At 40.8% G+C, this 21,671-nt stretch carries 18 protein-coding genes; 6 read left to right on the top strand and 12 right to left on the bottom strand.

Features of this window, described 5'->3' with window-relative positions:
• Positions 1 to 95: 95 nt before the first annotated feature.
• The 3 genes from HC733_RS19545 to HC733_RS19535 all read right to left on the bottom strand — a co-directional run bounded on the left by HC733_RS19545 (position 96) and on the right by HC733_RS19535 (position 3,640).
• Positions 96 to 1,181, bottom strand: a complete 1,086-nt coding sequence (locus HC733_RS19545) for a S41 family peptidase (protein WP_190366672.1) — start codon at positions 1,179 to 1,181, stop codon at positions 96 to 98.
• A 77-nt stretch (positions 1,182 to 1,258) separates the two neighbouring features.
• Positions 1,259 to 2,110, bottom strand: coding sequence for a helix-turn-helix domain-containing protein (locus HC733_RS19540; RefSeq protein WP_190366671.1), 852 nt, complete (start codon positions 2,108 to 2,110; stop codon positions 1,259 to 1,261).
• A 36-nt stretch (positions 2,111 to 2,146) separates the two neighbouring features.
• Complete coding sequence (locus HC733_RS19535) at positions 2,147 to 3,640, bottom strand: DUF3612 domain-containing protein (RefSeq protein ID WP_190366670.1); 1,494 nt, start codon at positions 3,638 to 3,640, stop codon at positions 2,147 to 2,149.
• 166 nt (positions 3,641 to 3,806) lie between these two features.
• Between HC733_RS19535 and HC733_RS19530 the strand changes: the two genes are divergently transcribed.
• On the top strand, positions 3,807 to 4,280 hold the full coding sequence (locus HC733_RS19530; RefSeq protein ID WP_190366669.1) for a malate synthase: 474 nt from the start codon (positions 3,807 to 3,809) through the stop codon (positions 4,278 to 4,280).
• Between the two features lie 172 nt (positions 4,281 to 4,452).
• On the opposite strand, the gene HC733_RS19525 is transcribed toward HC733_RS19530, so the two are convergent.
• Positions 4,453 to 5,631 (bottom strand): acyltransferase family protein, encoded by a 1,179-nt coding sequence (locus HC733_RS19525; protein WP_190366668.1) that lies wholly within the window; start codon positions 5,629 to 5,631, stop codon positions 4,453 to 4,455.
• Positions 5,632 to 6,309: 678 nt separating this feature from the next.
• Here HC733_RS19525 and kynA point away from each other — a divergent pair.
• The gene (gene kynA, locus HC733_RS19520) at positions 6,310 to 7,173 is read left to right on the top strand and encodes a tryptophan 2,3-dioxygenase (RefSeq protein WP_190366667.1); all 864 of its coding nucleotides are present in this window, start codon (positions 6,310 to 6,312) and stop codon (positions 7,171 to 7,173) included.
• A gap of 22 nt (positions 7,174 to 7,195) precedes the next feature.
• Positions 7,196 to 8,374, top strand: a complete 1,179-nt coding sequence (locus HC733_RS19515) for an aminotransferase class V-fold PLP-dependent enzyme (protein WP_238937630.1) — start codon at positions 7,196 to 7,198, stop codon at positions 8,372 to 8,374.
• A 63-nt stretch (positions 8,375 to 8,437) separates the two neighbouring features.
• Here HC733_RS19515 and HC733_RS19510 read toward each other — a convergent pair whose 3' ends face one another.
• Together HC733_RS19510 and HC733_RS19505 are read right to left on the bottom strand one after the other, a co-directional pair.
• Complete coding sequence (locus tag HC733_RS19510) at positions 8,438 to 9,334, bottom strand: EamA family transporter (protein WP_190366665.1); 897 nt, start codon at positions 9,332 to 9,334, stop codon at positions 8,438 to 8,440.
• 205 nt (positions 9,335 to 9,539) lie between these two features.
• Positions 9,540 to 10,061, bottom strand: a complete 522-nt coding sequence (locus tag HC733_RS19505; protein WP_190366664.1) for a glutathione S-transferase family protein — start codon at positions 10,059 to 10,061, stop codon at positions 9,540 to 9,542.
• A gap of 209 nt (positions 10,062 to 10,270) precedes the next feature.
• Between HC733_RS19505 and HC733_RS19500 the strand changes: the two genes are divergently transcribed.
• Complete coding sequence (locus HC733_RS19500) at positions 10,271 to 11,062, top strand: RNA polymerase sigma factor (RefSeq protein WP_190366663.1); 792 nt, start codon at positions 10,271 to 10,273, stop codon at positions 11,060 to 11,062.
• A gap of 64 nt (positions 11,063 to 11,126) precedes the next feature.
• Here the strand turns inward: HC733_RS19500 and HC733_RS19495 are convergent, their stop codons facing one another.
• From HC733_RS19495 to HC733_RS19480, 4 genes are all read right to left on the bottom strand, one after another.
• A complete protein-coding gene (locus HC733_RS19495; protein WP_190366662.1) occupies positions 11,127 to 12,617 on the bottom strand; it encodes a dipeptidase in 1,491 nt (496 codons plus the stop codon).
• A 76-nt stretch (positions 12,618 to 12,693) separates the two neighbouring features.
• Complete coding sequence (locus HC733_RS19490; RefSeq protein WP_190366661.1) at positions 12,694 to 14,568, bottom strand: DUF885 domain-containing protein; 1,875 nt, start codon at positions 14,566 to 14,568, stop codon at positions 12,694 to 12,696.
• Between the two features lie 673 nt (positions 14,569 to 15,241).
• On the bottom strand, positions 15,242 to 15,670 hold the full coding sequence (locus tag HC733_RS19485) for a hypothetical protein (protein WP_190366660.1): 429 nt from the start codon (positions 15,668 to 15,670) through the stop codon (positions 15,242 to 15,244).
• Between the two features lie 11 nt (positions 15,671 to 15,681).
• Positions 15,682 to 17,487 (bottom strand): S8 family peptidase, encoded by a 1,806-nt coding sequence (locus tag HC733_RS19480; RefSeq protein ID WP_190366659.1) that lies wholly within the window; start codon positions 17,485 to 17,487, stop codon positions 15,682 to 15,684.
• 247 nt (positions 17,488 to 17,734) lie between these two features.
• Between HC733_RS19480 and HC733_RS19475 the strand changes: the two genes are divergently transcribed.
• Positions 17,735 to 17,911, top strand: coding sequence for a DUF2986 domain-containing protein (locus HC733_RS19475; RefSeq protein WP_190366658.1), 177 nt, complete (start codon positions 17,735 to 17,737; stop codon positions 17,909 to 17,911).
• Here the strand turns inward: HC733_RS19475 and HC733_RS19470 are convergent.
• Positions 17,908 to 18,795, bottom strand: a complete 888-nt coding sequence (locus tag HC733_RS19470) for a hypothetical protein (RefSeq protein ID WP_190366657.1) — start codon at positions 18,793 to 18,795, stop codon at positions 17,908 to 17,910. The two genes, HC733_RS19475 and HC733_RS19470, sit on opposite strands and share 4 nt — an antisense overlap.
• 215 nt (positions 18,796 to 19,010) lie before the next feature.
• Between HC733_RS19470 and HC733_RS19465 the strand changes: the two genes are divergently transcribed.
• Entirely contained in the window at positions 19,011 to 20,711 is a 1,701-nt protein-coding gene (locus HC733_RS19465; RefSeq protein ID WP_190366656.1) for an alkaline phosphatase D family protein, read from the top strand.
• Positions 20,712 to 20,722: 11 nt separating this feature from the next.
• Here HC733_RS19465 and HC733_RS19460 read toward each other — a convergent pair whose 3' ends face one another.
• Positions 20,723 to 21,349: a hypothetical protein gene (locus tag HC733_RS19460; RefSeq protein WP_190366655.1), complete on the bottom strand. Its 627-nt coding sequence runs from the start codon at positions 21,347 to 21,349 to the stop codon at positions 20,723 to 20,725.
• Positions 21,350 to 21,671: the final 322 nt, after the last annotated feature.

Here is a 21,671-nt window from a genome sequence, read left to right as displayed (position 1 = left end):
AAGACTATATGGCGGGGCTCCGGCATTTTAAGAAAACCATCACTGACTTGAATTGGCAAAATTTGGATGTTAGTGATGTGTTTGAATTTAAATGATTATTTATGGGGATCCCTCAGGTACCCAACGTTATGTTGTATTTCTGACATTAATTGAAAAAGCTTGGCAATATCTTCTTTTCTTTGTAATTTTTTACTTTGCCATCGCTTATCTATCTCGTCTTTGGCAAGTGTTATCGCCTTGTCTAGCGCTTGCTCAGGGGCCACTTTTACATGAGGTTCAACTCCCACGGTTTCCCAATTGGTTTTCGTCACCGGGTTGATGGCCGTGCCAGTTGCGATAAATATGCGAAAGGTTTCGTTTATAGGAAACATACCACCTGGGTTTGCCGCCCCGCCGGTGGTTTCACCTATCAAAGTTGCACGCTCACGCGTACGCATGTTGTAGCTGAATTCTTCTGCTGCCGAGTAGGTACGCTTGCTGGTTAATACATAAAGCGGTATATCGGTAAGTTTCTTACCTGACACTTCGTCTAACACATAAAAATCACGTGTTTCATTACCTTCGCGGTAATATAAGCTGTTCAATAACAGCTTTTCATCAAAAAAATAGCTACATAAATACTGCACTGTAAAAGGTGAACCGCCGCCATTTTTTCGCAAGTCAATAATAATAGCCTGTGCAGAGGACAACACGGTCATCGCCGCATCTAAATACGCTTTAGTGTCTTCAAGCCCGCGAAAACTATTAAGCTGTAAATAGCCAATATCACCCTCAAGCATACTCACTTCTAATACCCCTTGAGAGCTCGCGCCACGATTTAATGGCTTAAGCAAATCATCTTCGAATCTAGCTTTTGCGCCGATAACATTCTCTGAACTTGGATTGACACGTACCCTTAGGTGACGATCTTTTGCTTGTGTTTGCAGCCATTCGGTCAGTGCATTAGCAAAAGCTTCAGCGTCATGATATTGGGCAAAATTACCCGCTTCAAACTCAGCTTTCAGTTTTGCAGTTGTTTGTTTAGCTACATCTTCAAAAACATAGTGCTGTTCCAAAAGCGTTGATAGCTCGGCAATGGTATGTCGTTGTATTTCAGGCGAGATTTCATCAGCCACCACTAAACCAATCACACTACCGTAAAGCAGCACGCTACCTACTAAAGACCGAATAAGGTAATTCATAAGATTGTCCCTGTTATATGAGTATTTTGAAGAATGTAAGTGATCTTGGCTGGCAAAAATTGTAAAAAAGTAAATCTTTAGCGCGGGTAAGGGTCGTATCGCCCTTCAAAACGATTGCTAATATGCTCAATCATCCCACGATGGTAATGCGCTGATGAAAAAAAAGCCTTTGGCGCCATATCAAATACGGCTTTGAACTCTCTGTTTAGATGGGCTTGATCATAAAACCCGGCCTGCAGTGCAGCATCGGTTAACACTTTACCTTTGCCTTGTTGTGCTAAGAACAAAAAATAGTTTAACCGCCAAATGCGGCTCAATTCCTTAGGCAGTAATCCACAATGAGCCATAAAATGCTTGCCTAACGTGACTTTACTTAACGAAAAATCGTTACAAATTTGATGGATTGCAACATTACCCCTGCTCAGCAAAATGGCGTTTGACTGCGCTCTAAACAGTTCAGGCAAAGTAAAATTTACCTTGCGAATAACGCTATTTAGCCAACGTTTTGCAACCTCAACACAAGCAAACAGTAATTCCTTTTCCGTTAACGAACTCGCCTGTGTAAATAACTCTGCTATTTGATTGAAGTAGAACGTAGATTGAAGCTGAGATTGCACGCACACAACAGCGTTTTTTATTTCTTTGGCGTTAAATTGGCTAAATGGTAAAAGCGCAAAAGGTTTTAACCTGATAGTAAATACCCAACTAGGTTGTTGGGATTCTAGCGTTACCATACGTGTATGTTGTCCAATTAACCACACAGATGGGGGGAGCATCTGCACGCAGTCTGGGTAGCTCAATTGGCTTTCATTTATCAACAAGTCAAACACGCCTTGGGGTAAGTAACTAACACAACTTGATATCCGCTGTAATATAAAGCACTCTACGTAAGGGCTCAGCTGCGCACTTGGCCTGCATTCAAATATCATATCAAATACTTCCTTTTATTTTATATTACCAAGTACTTAACTGTAGCATTGAGGCTGACGCGGACACGCATTGCCACGCACACAGATCACTCTAACATCAGCACTGAGACTGCGCTCCACCCAAGCAATATTTAAAATTTTTGCTACGCCCAATAGCTGCTGTTTTATCTGATGTGGAATAACACTCGCTCCTGTGTGCTTAATGCAAAGATTTTGTAGCTCTAAAACCAAATTATCAACATCGAACCCTTGGGCAGCTATGGCTGGATTTAAATCCACACCAGCACAAAGCACATGAGAATTTCCAGCTAAATCTTCAACCTGTATGGATTCACAGCAATATAGTCTAGGCTTACCTTCAACAAGTAAAATAGACAGCTGTGTACTACTTTGACTAGATATTTCGGCAAACTTTCTAAATACAGCCCAATGCTGACAAGGGTCTTGTACCGTACGCATATTTCCCCAAGGTAATGGAATGCCATTACCACGATATACCGCTTTCAATTTGCCCGGCTGATATGCATCAAAATAATGCCAGTGAGGATAAGGTGATACAACGGTCATCCGGCGCATCACAACCGAAGGAGATATATTGAGTAGCTTATGCACGCTTACTTCATAACCGTGACTATCCAGCAACTGCCGAAAAGGTACCTTAGGGCATAAAAGGGCGCCTGCAAAAAAGCTTGCTTCAAAATCACGCCAAGCATTGAGAATATCCTGCGCATTAGGGGTATTGTGATGTGCTTCTTCGCTGTGTTCGCTGCCACCAATTGTAAGTCGGCAATGCAGTCCCTCTCGATTATGTAAAACAGCATGCCCGATATGAACCGCCAAGTCATACTTCAGTCTGCTCTCACGGTTTTTCAAAAGGGTGTTTAAATATACCAAGTTAGGTGCTTCAAAATTGGATGTAAGCAAATGCTTACTTTCCTCTCCAGATTCACTAACTAGCGATTCACCGGCTTGTTCAAACCAACGCAGTTGCAAACCATGTTGCTGAGCAATCGTTATCAAATCATCACTGTTTAGATATAAATTTTTATGGCCAACGTCTTCTGCAGCGCGTTCAAGATCAGGAAAGTAATTTTGATGGTGTTCTTGGTGCGCTCGGATCAGTAAATGGGCAAACTGACGACCACTGATCCCCGTTTGCGACAGCATTTCAGGTATTGCGATTTGCAATATATCATTAGAAAACAAAAAGTTTGGCTCTAATGCCATACCTAAAACACCACCATGATTACCCTTTTGTGGTGTAATACTGTCTACTTCTGGCTCGTTATCTAAAAACCACGCTACTGGTTTTTGAAATACCTCAGACAAGTTCTCTAGCATCTCGTGGCTTGGTGTACGTTTGCCACGCTCAATCATTGATAAGTAAGACACGGAAGGCGCTGAGTGAGGATCAAAGCGAATACACCGCGCCGATAAATCCTCTAAAGTAAGGTGGTTTCGTTTGCGCAGATTGCGTATTTTTGTACCTAAAAAGTGCGACTTGCGCATCAAGCTACTTTCTTTTTTCATTATTTTTATTCCATCGAAATGCCAGCTCTATGTATAAAAATAACACAATTTGTAAAATTTACACTGTGAAATTCTTTTTGTGAAATTTTCAGCATAACTCGCATACACTGAATTTGAACACTCTCACAACTCATATACATAACGTGACAAGAATGAGGAAATATCAATGACAGCACTAACCCGTTCAAGTTTAAAATCTCGACCTATCACCTGTGAAAAGCTTGATATCGCAAAAGAATACTTAGATCAGCATTGCCCACTAGACCATGGCTCGCACCTGCATGCCACCCACTACGTGGTTTACTATAATCACTTAATGGCCTTTTTTGCCGATGGTAGCCATTGTGGGCTTAAATATCCAAAACAATTTGTCGCCTTATGTGGTCACCGAGATGACCCAACAGCGATTTTATTACGAAAAGACGACCAGCTACATATTGAGCTTAGCTTCAACCGCTGTGGAAATTCGGGACGTTTAGACCGCGCAAACGTAGATGATATTCAAGTAGAAACACCTTTAAGTGCAGTGTCTTCAAAAACAGAGCTTAAAAGACTATGGATGAGCTTTTTACATGGTGTACAAAATACCGCTAACCTTAAGCAGTATACCGCCAAAGATGGCAGTGATTACTCTTTGTGATAGGTTATAAAACATAAAGTGGTAGACGACTTGCTGAGCGAATACCACTTACTCCCATTTTTACTGCGCAGTAAAAAATACCAATTAAGTATGCTCCACCGCTTATTGCAGGGAATTGATTACAGTAACTGCCTTTTAGCTTTATGAATTAAACGAGTGTAAAATTCCGCTCTCAGCGACTTGCCTGCAAAGTCATATTAAATTTACTCGTCATATATTTTGCAAATTTATTACTCAACGCCATCCCCTTCGCATCTACTGTGTAATAGAAAGCTAATGAAAATAGGTAGATAACCCCTATGGATGATATTATTGTGAGCATTGCGGATAAATTATAATGCTCTGTAATAGCAAACACATTATTAAACATAAACATACTAAAAGTCGCAATGATCGGAATATGTATTAGGTATACCGAAAATGATACTTTCCCCATGAATACGCTGAGCTTCCCAGAAAAGGCACTGTTCAACCTACTGTTAAACAAAATTGCGTAAACGATAAAAAAACCAGACATGAAATTAGCTAAGTTATACGTATAGTTGCCAAGAAACATATGTATAAATTGATATGAAGAACTTGTGTTATGAGCACCCGCTAAATACATACCAACCAATAAGAAAGCGAAAGCTATTTTTGTTGAGAGTTGTTTACCATATAAACTAAAGAAATATCCACCAAAAAACGACATCAGTCCAAGTCCAAGCTTAGGGGATACTATCTGCTGCTGTACCCCAACAACAATAAGTATAAGAAACACAACCGCTAGGTAGGGGATTTTCAACGTTAATCGATTTAAACAAAGAGCGTAAACAACAAAAGAACCTATCAGTTCGATTTTCATCGTCCACAAAACCGGGTTGTATGCACTTTCTCCGGATATAAAAAAGACATCGATGGCACCATTATAAATGGCATCAACTAACGAAAACTCCTGACTGTGGCGATATCCATTTATCCAATCACTTAAGTGAGGACTTGAAATATCGACTCCTTTAATTGCTGCGTAGGCAATCAGACAAGACGCTAACGCTGGGATCATAAGTCTGGGATATCTCTTCAAAGCCATTGAGTAAACTTTGCCTAGTCTATTTTGATCTTTGAGCGCAACTTTAGTTAAGATATATCCGCTAAGAACGAAAAATATATATACCGCAGAAGTTCCTGAAAAGAAGAAACCAAACGGAGATTCGTGAATAAACGATTGAATCGGAAACGCTTTTTGGTCCGCCTTACCAAAGAAAGAATGAAGATATGGATAAAAGACTAAGCTCAAATGCGATATGAGAACCATAAAGCAAGCCCATCCACGGATACTCTCAACAGATAAAACTTTTTCCTGTGTTTGCATAATACTCTCTTGCGTTGAATGCCCATTTTTGGGAAGTATGTCGTCTAATACCAATGATGATGCTCTAACCTTTATCTGCCTTTGTGAGGTAGTATTGGTTAAATCAGTTTGCGATATAGGTTAATTGGGGGAACACTCCGATCTGGCATGACTTCCAAATTCAGAGGCCCATTTCTAAAAACTAACGAACAATAGGTTTTTAGTGTTGTAATACTTCTAACAAGCTATGTTACCTAGCAACATAACTTTCTGAATAAATTAAGGACGCTAGACAGCCAAAAAATGGTAGTTACAACAAATCGCTTACTTCAGAAGTGTTATCAAACCAACTAATTTTTTAACAGCACCATTGTAAACAGCTGGCGGATCCTAGCTAAGTTTTAAGACAATCACAACCATTACAAGAGTGAGACTTACCGCTTTAACTGCAGTGTTTTAACACTTTTTAATTCTCATGAAGAAATATCGATAGCGACCGTAAACTTTCCAGTAACACAAATAGAGAGGATTCAGCCTTTTCTGAGAGTAAATAAGTGTAAACTAATCTACACGTCAGGTTTTGTTGCAACAGTCTCACGGCTTTGTCGTTCTGTTATTTGGTTGGTATTCTTGCTCATTCTAATGACCGTTGAATAAAAAATTCAGGCTATCCAATAATTATTACCATAGGAACGCATTATGAGTTGCCCATACCACACTGACAACAAACCAAGTAACTACCGAGCAATGGAAAAAGACATTCACACTGACTTCAAAGATGACATGTCTTATGGTGATTACCTTAATTTGGAGCAAGTATTAAACGCTCAGAACCCACTATCAGACCAACATGATGAAATGTTGTTTATCATTATTCACCAAGCCAGCGAATTGTGGTTAAAGCTGGCAGGTCATGAGCTGTATGAAGCTATCGAAAATATAAAAAGCGGTAACTTTGGTCATGCATTTAAAGTGATCTCTAGAGTTAAACAAATTTTAAGCCAGCTGACCCAATCTTGGGGGATCTTATCAACACTCACTCCGGTTGATTATTTAAAGTTCAGAGATGCACTGGGCCATTCTTCTGGGTTTCAATCTTATGGTTATCGTAAAATAGAATTTTTGCTTGGGAATAAAAACACCGAGCTTTTGAAGGTACATGAGAGTAACCCAGCTGTACATCAAGAGCTGAGCGATATCCTGCATAAACCAAGCCTTTACGAAGAAGCCCTACAAGCGCTTAAACAGCAAGGGTTACCCATTGACGAATGCGTGCTTAATCGAGACTTTAGCCAACCATACGAAGCGAATCAGAGTGTGTTGGATGCATGGATCGAGGTCTATAAAAATGCCGATAAGTATTTTCATCTGTATGAACTCGCTGAAAAGCTCGTTGATATTGAAGATAGCTTCCAGCAGTGGCGCTTCAAACATATGTATACCGTACAACGCATCATTGGTAATAAAATGGGCACAGGCGGCTCCTCAGGTGTGGAATTCTTGAAAAAAGCCTTGGATATTAGCTTTTTCCCCGAGCTTTTTGAGCTGCGCACACACCTGTAATCTTGGAGTAAGTAAAATGATTATGGATTTAGCACTTAAGCTACAACCACACTACAGCGACTTCAAAGTCAGTGAACGTATTCTGCTTTCTGGCCACTCTCACCAAGCATGGCCCAATGTTGCTAAAAATGGCCTGCTTGAGTGTTATCAAGATGCTGCGGCTCACGTTGATGACAAATGGGGAAAGGCATTTGAAAAAGCGCAACGGGTAAAAGATTTTTATGCCAAATTACTTGGCGAAAAGAACGCACAGATAACCCTAGGGGAGTCTACCCACGAATTACTGCTGCGCTTTTTATCTGATTTAGATTGTTTTAAAAAACCACCTGGCAGAGCAATAAAAATTGTCACGACCGATGGTGAGTTTCATTCTATGCGCCGACAGCTAAACCGTTTCAAGCAGCTCAATATGCACATTGAAGTGGTGAGTGTTTCACCAAGTAATACGCTAGCACAACGCCTGATAGACAAAATTGATGGGCAAACAGATGCGGTGATGATCTCAGCTGTGTTTTACGGTACCAGTGAGATTTTTCGCGATGTTGGATTAGTTGCTCAGCATGCACATGCCATGAAAGTACCTTGTTTGGTTGACATCTATCACGCACTTAACGTTGTGCCATTTGATATCAAAACTTGGCAACTTGAACATGCCTTTATTGTCTCTGGTGGCTATAAATATTGCCAAGCTGGTGAAGGTAACTGCATGATGCGTATTCCGCAAGGTTATAACGGCAGCCCAATTATCACAGGCTGGTATGCTGAGTTTAGTGTGCTATCCCAAGCACCTGGTCAAGTGAGCTATGGACCTGGCTATCATGCCTTTGAAGGCGCAACGTATGACCCAAGTAGTCACTATCGCGCCGCGGCAGTATTTGACTTTTTTGATCAAAAAAATTTAGATATAAATACATTAAGGGCTATCAATCAACAGCAAATAACGACTTTACGTGATGGTATTATGTCCGTACCTAAACTTGCACAAGCTTTTAATCTGGCCAGTCATAAACATCAAGACAATGGTGGCTTTTTAGCGCTGACAACACCTCATGCTAATTTATGGGTATCAAAATTACATGAGCAAGGTATTCAGTCTGATAGCCGAGGTGAACAATTACGTTTAGGACCTGCACCATACGTCAGTCAAAGCCAACTCGAGCAGGCTTTAAATGTGATGGAAGATATTGTCACTGGCATCTAGTAAAGTGCTTAGAAATACAAAAACTCAGTGTGATATTTCCCTGTCACACTGAGCGTCGATAAATCAGCTGGCTATTTCATTGGCCTTTTGAGAGGCCTTTCGGAGTTTTAGTTTGGGACCTAAAATGCCAATTGAGAGTCCTGATAAAATCAAAATCGCGCCAACCATTTCAAGGTAGGCTAGCTGTTCTCCAAGCATAATATTAGCACCAAAAATCCCGCTTATAGGGATCAATAAAGCAAATGGCGTAATGCTTGCGGCACTGTATTTACTTAATAAATATCCCCAAATTGCAAATGCCAATAAAGTAGAAACATAGCCCACATAAGCAAGAGATAGCCAAGACTGTACAGACATATTGCTTAGCAACATCACAGGTTGTGAGGTCTCAAAAAAGTACGACAATACGAATAAAGGAATGGGAGGTACAGCACTTACCCAAACCATAAAATGCAAAAGATTTACGCCTTGCATGCCCTTCATTATAAGGTTGGCAAATGCCCAAAACAACGCAGCAAGTAGAATCAAAACAACGCCTTGAGGGGTGGCGCCTGCGTTTGTAGTCATGAAAAATAAACTAAACCCAACGCCTGCAATAACGATACCCATGAGTTGAAAGAACGATAAATACTCTTTAAAAATCAACACACTTAAAAGAATCGTAAAAATCACCTGAACTTGCAGCAGTAATGAAGCGATTCCTGCGGAGGCATCTTCTTTCATCGCAAAAAAAAGTAGGCTGAATTTAAACACACCTAATAATATGCCTACCCCAAGCACACGCCAGAAGGGAGTTTTTGGAAATGGTACAAACAGTATTGCTGGTATTGCGACAATGAAAAACCTTAGGCCAGAGAACAGTATAGGCGGTAGATCTGCCAACCCAAACTTGATCACCGAGAAGTTTAACCCCCATGCAATAACAACCATTAACGCCAGCAATACCCCTTTTAGATCCATCTCAATTACTCACTGTATAATTCAAATCAATTTTTATACATGAGTTTGTACCTATTGGAAAGCACTGTGCAGCACTCACAATTTGAGCACTGCACTTTTATTGAAATACTAAACTGAATAAGCTTGGCTCATTATCGTAATAGATTGCTTATAGTGGCGATTATTGTAGAGCCCCTCAAACCACGAAGATAAATTCAAAAGATGTTTAAAATCTATATTGTTTTTTTTGCAAATAAAGTACTGTAGTGAACAAAGAAATGTCTGCAATACTGTATTGTTCAGCTACAAAAGGATTTATTTTCAATGCTGAATCTAATATTTCAAGCAATATAAGGGCCTGCTCTTGCGCATGCTCTATAGCAGTTAGATCGGCATTTTTACCAAGCACCACATTGTTAAAATTAATTGTCACTGCCTCGATATTAAGACGAGTATGATTCCAATCTAGCCATTGCTCTACTCGGTAGCGATTGCTACCATTTGAATATAATCGACCGTCTGCATATTTATCACATAAATAGCGCATAATCGCGTGTGACTCCCAAAGCACAACGCTACCATCTTGTAATATCGGCACTTTACCATTGGGATTAAGCACTAAAAAATCCTCATTTAGATTTTCTTCCATGAGTTCAACCTCATAAATCTCACCCTTAATAGCGAGTTCATTTAATAAAATTTGAACGCGTGCAGCATGATTTGACCAAGGATGTGTATATAATTTCATAAATACCTTCTGTGTTTTATAAATTAAACTGTCGTTTATATGCTCAAGACATACATCCATTTAGACTCAATGCCGAACATATGTGTGACCACTTTTTTGCTGGCAACACACACCACCATCTTTTGAGTTGATTTTATTTTCTTGCTGTTAGCCAATATCGTTATGAGATAAAGTAAGTGTTAAATCACTAAAGGGAATTAAATTGTTTTATGAGTCGATTTGCTGATCAACTTCAAATCTCATCACAAACTATCGTGTGCGCTCAGTGTGGAGATCTTAAAGCTATTAATGAAGTACTCAGCAAAGTGGTTGAAGCGGTAAAACCGCTCGCGCTGCGATTTTTAGGAAATTGCCATGATGCTGAAGAAGCTTGTCAAGAAATAACCTTGAGAGTAAATAAATACCTTCATACATTTAAGGGAGATGCAAAATTTAGTACCTGGGTCTATAGAGTTGCTGTTAATCAACTCATCTCTATAAAAGCCACTTTCAAGACACAAGATGCACAAAGCTTTGATGACTTTGAAAAAACACTCTACACCGATATGAGTAGCATAGAGAGTGAACTCGTTGATTTACCCGATTACCATCGTATGCTCGAAGAAATAAGAATTGCTTGTGCTTTAGCCATGCTGCAATGTTTGGGCGATGATTTACGAATGGCTTACTTATTAGGTGAAATTTTAGATTTTGACCAACAAGAAGCATCCGAAATATTATCAATATCAACGGGTACTTATCGTAAACGACTATCACGTGCTCGACGGAACATAGTGGCATTTATGTCTAAAAATTGTGGCTTTATTGCGCCAGAAAACCCATGCAGGTGTACAAAACAACTTGATAAATGTCTCAAAAACCAATGTATCAGTCGATCAAAATTTGAATTTGCTCCGCAACAGTTTGACGAAAAAACATGGTCACAAGCACAGTCTTATATTCAAACCATCAACAGCATTGAAGCTAAAGTTCAAGCTGCTTATCGTAATGTACGTTCCTAATCAGTGCCCGTTTTTTGTCATAAACGCGTATAAAAGAGCGACCCATAACATGGGCCGCTCAACTTTACATATTACCTAGTTCAATCATCATCGCCGTATACATTCTCAAGTTTAACTTAAGTTGTTCAACGGTAATGAATTCATGTTCTGAATGGCCGGTGTAAGGCTTGCCGGGCATTGATGGGCCAAAGCTTACAGCATTATCAAACAATTTAGCATTGGTACCACCACCAATCGACACGAACCCCGCATCTTCGTCTTGCGTATAGTGCTTAAAAATATCTAACAACTTTTGTGCGTGAGGTGCGCTATCGAGCAACATAGGCTCACCCAATTCAACTTCAAGCCCAGCAAGAGTGACATTATGCGCTTGTTGCCATGCGTTAATTGCTTGTGCTATCTGCAGCTCCAACTGTGAGGCAGTTTTGCCCACCGGTCTACGTAAGTTTATTGACAATGTAAGCGCATCACCTTGGCGTGACAATAGTGTTGGTGCAACCGTCATTGGCCCCATAAAGTCATGACTATATGCAATATCGCCAAAATGCTTGCCATACAAATCCGTACCAACAAGCTCACTTAAAAACATGACAGCTTGCCCGTCTGCATTTTCAGCCAACTTAACTCCACTAAATAGTGCCGCTAAATGGCCGATTGCATTTACACCGGCTTCTGGCTCTGAAGAATGCGCAGAAATACCTTTAACCGAAACTTTTACGCCTTCAGGCTGTTTAATGAATTGTACTTTTGCTTTGCTGAAACTACTGGCTTGCGCTTTTAGCTTATCTAGCAACTCAGTAGAGGCGTGATGTAATATCAAGCTTGCATCTTCGGGGATCTGACTTTTGAATGCCCCACCCTTCAATTCGCTGACATATACGCCCGTTTGCTCTGCAGAACCACTAAATGTTGGTTCAATCAAACTCCAGCCTTTTTCAGCAACTACAACTGGGTAACTCGCATCTATTGTGATGGCATACTTCGGCTGCTCATAAGTTTTCATAAAAGCCTTCAGAGGCTCCCAGTCAGACTCTTCAGCAAGGTAAATCATTAATTCAATGCGATTACTAAGCTCTATACCATTGTCTTTAATGGCTTTCATTGCATACAGCGCTGTTGCAATCGGCCCCTTGTCATCTTCTGTACCTCGGGCTATTAGCTTGCCAGGCTCTGACGTTGTATCTAATTCAAATGGACTTTTTTGCCATTTACTTGCATCAGCGGGCTGCACATCCCCATGCGTTACCACGGTAACTTTTTGCGACTGTTTACCAAGCCCAATCAGTACCGTGTGACCTTTATCCTGATAATCTAGGCCAAGCTGTGCGGCTTTCATTTTTAACAACTGCTTAAATCCGATGAACGCAGGGTTTAGCGGTGTGGCAATCCCCTCTTGATTTACTGTCGCAAATGAGACCATATTCGCTAAGGTATGAATTTGTGCTTGTTGATAGTTATTTACCGCATACTCAGCGGTTGAGTGACTAATATCTGCAATATTCGCCTGTACACCATGTGCAAACATAGCCAAGGCCAGAGTAACAAAACGGATCATATTTATTCCTTAGATAAACACAAACAACAAAGGGGCTTTCGCCCCATAAAGATTAATGTTGCTATTACTGTAAACGTTAAGCTTGTTTTTGCTGCTCAATCCAACGATTAACGTCGTCTTCAACAATAGCTAAAGGACGTGCGCCTTTTAACAAAATAAGGTCATGAAACGCTTTAATATCAAACTTATCGCCTAAAGCATCTTTTGCCTTATCACGCAGCTCTACCAGCTTTAACATGCCCAGCTTGTAGCCCAAAGCTTGGCCTGGCCATGCTATGTAGCGGTCAATTGCAGCGGTTACATCGCTCATTGCCGTACCTGTTGCTTGCGCAAAGTATTCAATGGCTTGCTGACGAGTCCAACGTTTGTGATGCAGACCAGTATCAACAACCAAACGTGCAGCTCGATACACTTCAGCCTGCAAGCGACCTAAGTCCCCAAACGGGTCGTTTTCATACATCCCCATTTCATAAGCCACAAGTTCAGAATACAATGCCCAACCTTCAATATAAGCATTAAATGACGCATTCTGACGCATTAAGCCAATATCTGTTTGCAGCATGTTCAAAGCAATTTGGAAGTGATGTCCAGGAACCGCTTCATGATAAGTCAGAGTTTTCATCGCAAAGCTTGGCACCGCTTTCATATCTTTTAAGTTGATAGCAAATATGCCAGGGCGACTACCATCAAGCGATGGCCCATTGTAATAACCACCCGGAGCGCCTGCTTCTACTGCTTTTGGAATACGTTTTACTTCCACTTTTTGTGGTGGCAAGGTAGAAAACAGCGTTGGCGCTTTTTTATTAATGGTTTCAATTTCACCACGTAAGAAAGTCAGCAGCTTTTCACGGCCTTCGTCGCTGTCTTCGTACAAAAAGCGCTCTTCTTCATTGAGTTGCTTCATTCTATCGCCAACACTACCTTCGCTGTAGCCATTCGCTTTTAGAATTTCATCCATGCGTTTAGTGATACGCTCAACTTCTTGTAAGCCGATATTATGGATTTCTTCAGCACTCATATCTGAATCAGCAAGATAAGTGATGGCATGCTGATAAAACGCTTCACCGTTTGGTTGTGCCCAAATACCTACCTTTGTAGGTGCTTTTGCTTCAAGCGTTTTCATGTCAGCAGTTACTTTAGCAAAAGCAGGATAAATTTTATCTTTTACTATCGCAGTTGCTTGACTGAAATAATCTTGTTTTGCTGTATCAGATAAATCGGCAACGTCAGCTAGTTTTTGCTCAAAAGAGCTCACTAATGGGTGCTGTGCAGCGTCGGGCGCAGTAAAGTTATCTAGGTACCCCAATGTATTTTCAAACAACGGCTTAGGTAAAATCACGCCTTTTTGGGCATCTGCCATTGCCTTTGAGCGCACTTGCTCCGTCATTTTTGCAAATGCTTCAAGGCGAGCTAAATAGTTTTGTGCATCTTGTTTTGACTCAACCCCATGTTGGTCTTTCAATACATTTGGAATATCGACCAATGGACCAGACAGTTGGTTGATTATATAGGGTAAATGCCCACCCCAAGTATCTATGTAACCCGCAGAAAACTGACTATGACCAGCATAATATAGAGCGAGCACTTCGTTCACTTTTACATGCAACAGCGCATCATCACTAAGCTGTGCACTTTGCAAACTTTTAAGCTGCTCCGCCGCTTTGTTCATGTCAATTTGCAGTGCTTGCATCCCAGCTAATGAGTAATTTGGTAGCCGGTCAGCATAATCACTATATTGCTCAGGCGATAACTTTAGCGACGTTGCCAAGGCTGGCTGGTGTATAATAAAAGTTTGCGTATATTGATCTACAACATCATCAACTGAAGCTGAACTTGCTGCAGCTGATACCTCTGCCGCACTCCTGGTAGCTGAATTAGGTGAATTACTCTCAGAAGAACACCCAGCAAGGGCAAAAAGAACGGCTAAGCTGACTAAGCTTGCTTTTTTCATAACAAAACTCCGTTGGTAACTGTTGCGCAATTAAAGTATAGGTATTGATTTATTAATTATTCTTCTCAAGTTACAGCAATACCATTTTTAGCCTACAATATACAGCTTTATGAGGTGAGCGACATCTCATAAAGTGCGCAAATATGTCTGCAGTTTTTCATTAAAAGTCTGAAAATGTACGCGCTAAACTAAGGAAGTTAAACCAGATACACAGTGTCGGCTTTGGTTGCACTTAACAATAACCGACGTTTACCTAGCTGCTCTATTGATGAAATACCCTGCATAGAGTTTTTTTTTCATCATTGTAAGAAGTTGCTTCAGACAAAGTGCCATTTGCTTGCACGCGCAATTGTACTAATCCGCTACCATGCACACATACGGCAAACAAATGTCTTCCATCATTGGAAAGTACTAATGTACCAACCCCTTTTAGCCCTTCAGCAGTGATGCTCTGAACATGGTTGAAAAAATAACTAATAGAAAGTAAAGCGAATATATTCAATAAAATACTGACTTTTACCAGCAGATAAATCAATCATGCTAGTTTAAGGATAGGATAGAACAGTCAGAATCTTCGCCGCAAAAAGAATGAAAACTCAGCACTATATTTTGATATGTATAAATGAAAAAGCGGCCGCACTTCCGTATACCGGCCGCTTATTAAACCGAGGGATTAGTTTATTTTCGTATCTAAGTTCTTAAGACCTAAATTTGCCGATACCACAGTGCCTTCTTTTTTCAAGTCAGCTAATACCTTTGTCAGGTTTTGCTCTGACGCTGTAACAACATAGAATGACTTATAAGCTTGCTTTAACGTTAAGCCATGCGCTTTGGCAACTTCATCAGCATCAGCGAAACTTGCTAATTGAATAAGTACTTCACCCGTTGCCTCATAAGCACTCAAGCCATTATCACCTATGATGATTTGACCTTTAGTTACAGCTTCACCATTGAGCACATCACCAACAGTCGTTTGACCATCAAGTTGCAATTGGCTGAAATCTTGAACTGTAATATCCTTCAATCCATCAAATGAAACGGGGGTATTTGCAAACACCGCGCTAGATGCAGTTAACGCACATAAAACAAATAGTTTTTTCATTGTCATACTCCTTAGTGGCCGTAAATACGAATTGACCAATCTTTTAATACACCCAGATCGGTATTGTTGTTACCATTCGTGCCAAAGAAGCCTCTTGCTGGATGGTAAATTAACGTACGGCTAGTGCCCTTATCAGTATCAAGCACTTTAATCGTCCAGTTACCTTGCGATTGCTCGCCATAGAAGTGGTGACTCAACATGATTGTATCCGTATATCCGCCATCAGTACCATTTAAGAAACCAGTTCTTGCACTCATCACAACACTGCGCGTGCCCGATGGCGACGTAAGCTCAATCGCTAAATCACGAAGACGTGTATGATCAATGTTCACTTTTAATTGAACAGCTTCAATCGTTAAGTTTTCAGCAACACTCATGGTACTTTGTGCGCCTGCTAAATCAGCATCAGGAATAGTGACATTCGCGTTCTTAGCCTGCCAGTCTGTCACTTGCAATTTAGGAAGGGATACACCGGTAAATAGCGCTTTATAAACAGCTTCATCTACATTAACCGCACCTAAGCCATAAAAATTATGGAAGTTATAACCTGCAGCGTTAGTTTGCCATCCTGGAATGGCGTCATAGCTGACAGTTTCACCTGTTGCAGATTCAAAGTTCAAAGTTACGCCATTGTGTTGTGGGTCAACTTTGCGTGCTGTTGTAGCCAATAAATGGCGCACAGTTCTAGCATCAAGTGCCGGGTTTGCCGACATCACAGTAGCAACTGCACCCGCGGTATTTGGCGCAGCAGAAGATGTACCGTTCATTACCCCTGTAAAGTTACAATTTGGGTCTAGGTCAGAGCCTCCATGTAAGCTATTTTTGTGTGCACCTGAGACGTTCATGCCTCTATCACAACCTGTCAAGTCAACAGTCACCATTGCTGGTTTGTCTTCACCATATTCACCACCTGGCGCTGACAAGAATACGTTCGCACCAACAGAAGAGTATGACGCTAATTTACCTTCAGCGTTTAACGATGATACCACTAGGTTCCAAAACGATGTATTTAGGTCTGAAATATTAGCGTTATGAAATGGTAGGCCCTGATTGTTTATCGTCTGGCCGTTTTCAAATGGTAATACGTAGAAGCGCTCACCGTTGATGTATGTGGTATAGTAACGGAACGAGTTACCCGCCGACTTCACATAAATAGCACCTCTTCCCCAATGACTATCCAAAGTAATGTCTTGCATAACCGTCTCTTGCAAGGCAAATGTCGGATCGTCATTTGCGTCACCATTAACAGGCGCAGAAGGTGTACTACCGTAGCTTTGGTTGAATACACGCGGATCTGTAAAGCGGTCAAGCGCTCTAAAGTCTTCGTTTAATCCATGTGCCAACATCCAAGATTCTATGGATTGCTCATCAAGGTAATTAAAACCAATTAAGTTTGCGTACGGTGCAACACCTCGGCCACCTAAGTTATTACCTTCTTCAGCCGCAATAAGTCCAGCAACGGCAGTACCATGACCATGTGTATCAACCGGATAATCACTACCATCCACTAAGTTTTTTGAACCTAGAACAACATTATTTTTTAAGTCTGGGTGCGAGATCTCCACACCAGTATCAATGACAGATACGGTAATACCTCGGCCTTTAATACCCATACGATCTGCAAAATCTATATTCAGATCCTCGCCTACATTACCTGCTGATAATGAAAAGCCTGTTTGTCCTGTATTTTGTAGATGCCACTGCTGAAATGTGAGTGGATCGAGCTTTATTAAGTCTTGCTCTGGCGAAGTGTTCGCGTTAGCTGCACAAGTTGCAGCGAGTACTGAAACTGCCAAAATTTTCTTTTTATAATTCATAGCTTCCTCAACGTGTTACCCCATAAGGGGTACTAAACATAACACTCTGGTCACGTATCAGCAACAGAAAAAGACATCGCTGTCATTCAAAAAAACACATTTATCAAACAAAACAATCTTTTATGTTCAAAAAAACATTACATTTAAAACATAAAAAACACACTTTTACCCACTAAGGGCCCTTAAACTTATCTTGGGCTTTAACCATTAACGAGATAGAATGCGAGCAGTATTAATGGGGACTCTTATGAACCGCAAAAAGAAGATATATGAAACGCTGAAGAAAAAAGATAAACGGGCAAATGCTAAGTTACACAAAAGCAATAAGCCCCGCTATATCTCAAAAGCTGAGCGTGCTGCCATGCAGCAAAATGAAGACCAAACTCAACATCCCGAGCAAGCGGAGCAAGACAAGCTGGGCTAATTGCCAGCTTGCGCGTTTAGCTCAGCTAACATTTCATCGTTAAACATATTGTTTTTTAACAAAGTTTGTAACTTGCTGTCACCATGTTGATATAGAGATAGAATTTGTTGAGCTAATCTGCGACGCAACTCGGGCTGTTTATTTTTCGCTTGGTAGTATTGAAGCATTAACCCATCAGCAGCCATACTTCGTAAATATTCATTTTGCTCCTTTTCAATGATTGAAACAAAACTATCAGCCACCCTTGCGTCCGTTAATGGTGTATTTGTAATAACTTCCAAAGCTTGAACTTTCAGAGCCTCATCAGTGCTTTGCTGGGCAATGCGTAAAATCGCATCTACCGTCTCATAATTATAATGACTCATCTGTGTTTTATTGAGCACATACATGTTCATTTGCAGTTGTCCCATCGCAGCAAGCCTTGCCCGCGCATTCAAACTGCTATCTAAGATTTTGGCGTTAAGCTCTTTATTAACCTGCAAAGCGTAGTCGGGATCCGTTTTGAGTTTTAACTCATAATCTTGAGGTAAATTTTCATAAAATGCGTAAGCCGGATCGTTATTTAACGCTTCTGCTTTTTCTCGTGCATGTTTTTTTTCAAGCACCGCCAACACCGACTGTTCAAAGTTATCCTGTCCCGTTAAGTCATTACTTTGGCCTACTCTTTTTTGCTCCATGGCACGTAAACGCGCTTCTAACTCGAGAACTTGAGCACTCAACGTGTCGATAACTTGCTCATATTGAGCCGCTTTTTGGCCATGTTCAGGCTGAGAGACCGGTGTATTAAAGGCTATGTGGTTGCCGCTCGAAGGGCTTAATACGTTATACAAAGATAAACCCAAGGCAAACAAAGAAATAATTATGGCTATGTGAGCGCGCTTCAACTTCAAAACTCCTAATGCAAATATGCCGCCACTGTATACAAAAGCTCAGTAAATATCAGCAGTAAAAATGTAATTTTGAGTTGCATTTTTAAGACACCAGTAATGTATCTGAAATGGTTTTGCAAGCAATCGATCACACCCTCCCCCTAATATGTTGTCGCACAACCATGGATGACAACCGTTACCAGGATGACATTTTTATCTTAGGAATAAACATGAAAAAGATCAGTAGTATACTCGTTGCGCTCTTGCCTACACTGGCGTTGGCACAGCCTGAAGTCCATTATGAACAATGTAAAAGCAGCTTCAATTACCTCGGCGCGGATTACCAAGGTACTACCAATAAAAATAATGACGGTAGCCAATGGTGCTATCTTAAAAATGCTCAAGAGGGTGCCTATTGGGGGCACGTAAAAGTTGAGACCATCCCACAATTTAAAACTAAAAGTGGCAAAACGTGTAGAGCACCTTCAAGTTACCAAGGTGAGCAATTTTATGGCTGTAGCTCTCGTAATCACACCACGCCTTGGTGTTATACCAGTGAAAGCGAGTGGGAAGAGTGTGATGTTGTTGAGCCAGCGCAAATGCTTAGCCACACTCACCCACAAGCAAATAAGCGCTTAGATAGAGTGGCTCTGGGTTCTTGTTTTAAAACTAAAGGCGATATGCCAGAAGCTTTAGCAAGATTAATCACTCAGCAGCCTGACTTGTTTTTGTGGCTTGGGGATAATATTTATGCCGATACCACCGACATGGGCCTTATGCGCAGAAAATATAATGAGAAAAAGCAAAACCAAGACTATCACGCTTTTTTAGAAGCAAAAATTCCAGTAATGGCGACATGGGATGATCATGACTTTGGCCGCAATAACGATGGTAAGCACTACCCTGAGCGAGAAAATGCTCAAAAAGAATATTTGCGCCATTTTGACGTGCCACAAAATGACCCTCGCTTGAACGGACAAGCGGGTATTTATGAAGCCAAAATGTTAGGCAATGAAGGTGAAAAAACACATGTGATCACCCTCGATGCGCGTTACTTCCGCTCCCCCACTTTTAACAACTACGGCAAATGTGAAGGCGAGCAAAGCACTATGCTAGGTGAGCAGCAATGGCAGTGGCTTGAAACTGAGCTAGCCAAGCCTTCACAAATCAAACTTATTGCCAGTGGCATTCAAGTACTACCGCCATTGTATCAAGGCAGAAGTATGTCGAGTTACTGCGCCTATGGTCAAGGTCAACAGTTTGAAGCAGCCATAGCGGCTCTTGGCGAGCGTGATATGTCTGGTACTAGCTATGAATCATGGGCGGAAATGCCGAATGAACGAGAACGCTTGCTGCGCATGGTGCAAAAATCAATTAATGATGGCAAAACCAAAGCGGTGATCTTTTTATCTGGTGATCAACACTGGGGAGAAATTCTCCAAAAAGACATTCCGGCGCATAATGAACATGGTAAACAGGCCACTGTCTATGAAATTACCGCTTCGGGCTTTGGTCAAAACTGGCCCTACCATATTGAAAACCCTTTAAGGTTGCCAATTTATGCCGACACAAAAGGCGATGGTAAATTCACTAAGCAATGTAAGCTACCTTTTGCTTATGCAGGTGTTACTTACCAAGGTTGCATAACACGCGATCACGAGCAGCCTTGGTGCTACACCGAAGTGGATGATAGTGGTAAAGGTATCGCTGGAAAGTGGGGGAATTGCGCACCCAGTGGCGCTAAAATTCCAACTGGTTACGTGGGCACAATAAGTAAAAATATTAACGACTTGACCACAAGTAACCGTCACTTAATCAACAAATCGGGCAGCAATTACGGCATGTTAGACATTGATTGGCAAAACCGCACCATAAAAATGTCAATCCAAACAGCTGATGAAGAAGCTGTTTCGACAATTATCACATTTTAAAAGTGGCTATATTAAGGAGCTGCCTCGGCTGCTCCTTGCTGTTCTTTGAGCTGCTCCCCTAGGCGTTGCTTTAGCAACTCTACCCGACGTTCTAACTGTTCAAGGTCTATCAAATCGCTTTGATACTCAACTTCGCTTTCAAGTACTTCTTTTAGGGTTTGCAGATTAATAATATATCTGGCTAGATTTTTTAAATCGCTATTGAGATATTTGTTAATGATAATGAGATTATTGATGGCCCCAAGACCTGCAGGCGAAATATTTTTACTCACTATCGGCTGTACAATAATGTCATCCAAATAAGTTGGTGCTGGCAAATCGTTATTTTTATAAACACTTTCAACAAGTTGTTCATTTTGCAATGACTGCACATAAACGTTCATACTTGTTGAGTAGTCTAAGCTGGTATCCACTGTTTCTATTGCAGCGTTAAGTAATTTTACGACGTCCTCTTTTTGAGCTTGTTGCGCACGGTACTCACTAATACTGATAGCAACTAATACACCTACTAGAGTTGCTAGCAGCGTAAGAATAAAATTTACACCTACACTATAACGTTCAATGGTTTTTTTAAAACGCGGTAAAAATGCAAAGCAACCAACAGCTACCAACAATACCGTTAAAACAGCATACAGCATCCGATCATTTGTCCCCTTTTTTATAGTAATTGGCATATTAACAAAACACGCAGTAAACACGAATAAAATCCAACTTTTTGCCTGATGTCGCTTTTTTTCAAGAATTGTAAAAGACACAAAAACTAAACTAGCAGCATTAGCAAACAGGAGAAACTACATGATTCAACGTTTAAACTACTTTACTACTGTACCCGCTGCGATGGAAGAACTGGCCCCCAATTTTCGGACATGACTTTAAGTGATTGTTCTGTTTTTATAGTAACCAAAAATATTGGAATAGATGATGACTAGAAAACGTAGAAACCACTCTCCTGAATTTAAA

The organism is Pseudoalteromonas sp. S16_S37 (assembly GCF_014694405.1).
Lineage (GTDB): Bacteria > Pseudomonadota > Gammaproteobacteria > Enterobacterales > Alteromonadaceae > Pseudoalteromonas.
Note: the sequence above shows the minus strand (reverse complement) of the source record. Positions and strands in the feature narration are given on the sequence as shown.

Bases quoted from the DNA above. Each gene is read 5' to 3' on its own strand.
- HC733_RS19545 (WP_190366672.1), bottom strand. From the start codon at position 1,181: ATGAATTACCTTATTCGGTCTTTAGTAGGTAGCGTGCTGCTTTACGGT.
- HC733_RS19540 (WP_190366671.1), bottom strand. From the start codon at position 2,110: ATGATATTTGAATGCAGGCCAAGTGCGCAGCTGAGCCCTTACGTAGAG.
- HC733_RS19535 (WP_190366670.1), bottom strand. From the start codon at position 3,640: ATGAAAAAAGAAAGTAGCTTGATGCGCAAGTCGCACTTTTTAGGTACA.
- HC733_RS19530 (WP_190366669.1), top strand. From the start codon at position 3,807: ATGACAGCACTAACCCGTTCAAGTTTAAAATCTCGACCTATCACCTGT.
- HC733_RS19525 (WP_190366668.1), bottom strand. From the start codon at position 5,631: ATGCAAACACAGGAAAAAGTTTTATCTGTTGAGAGTATCCGTGGATGG.
- kynA (WP_190366667.1), top strand. From the start codon at position 6,310: ATGAGTTGCCCATACCACACTGACAACAAACCAAGTAACTACCGAGCA.
- HC733_RS19515 (WP_238937630.1), top strand. From the start codon at position 7,196: ATGGATTTAGCACTTAAGCTACAACCACACTACAGCGACTTCAAAGTC.
- HC733_RS19510 (WP_190366665.1), bottom strand. From the start codon at position 9,334: ATGGATCTAAAAGGGGTATTGCTGGCGTTAATGGTTGTTATTGCATGG.
- HC733_RS19505 (WP_190366664.1), bottom strand. From the start codon at position 10,061: ATGAAATTATATACACATCCTTGGTCAAATCATGCTGCACGCGTTCAA.
- HC733_RS19500 (WP_190366663.1), top strand. From the start codon at position 10,271: ATGAGTCGATTTGCTGATCAACTTCAAATCTCATCACAAACTATCGTG.
- HC733_RS19495 (WP_190366662.1), bottom strand. From the start codon at position 12,617: ATGATCCGTTTTGTTACTCTGGCCTTGGCTATGTTTGCACATGGTGTA.
- HC733_RS19490 (WP_190366661.1), bottom strand. From the start codon at position 14,568: ATGAAAAAAGCAAGCTTAGTCAGCTTAGCCGTTCTTTTTGCCCTTGCT.
- HC733_RS19485 (WP_190366660.1), bottom strand. From the start codon at position 15,670: ATGAAAAAACTATTTGTTTTATGTGCGTTAACTGCATCTAGCGCGGTG.
- HC733_RS19480 (WP_190366659.1), bottom strand. From the start codon at position 17,487: ATGAATTATAAAAAGAAAATTTTGGCAGTTTCAGTACTCGCTGCAACT.
- HC733_RS19475 (WP_190366658.1), top strand. From the start codon at position 17,735: ATGAACCGCAAAAAGAAGATATATGAAACGCTGAAGAAAAAAGATAAA.
- HC733_RS19465 (WP_190366656.1), top strand. From the start codon at position 19,011: ATGAAAAAGATCAGTAGTATACTCGTTGCGCTCTTGCCTACACTGGCG.
- HC733_RS19460 (WP_190366655.1), bottom strand. From the start codon at position 21,349: ATGCTGTATGCTGTTTTAACGGTATTGTTGGTAGCTGTTGGTTGCTTT.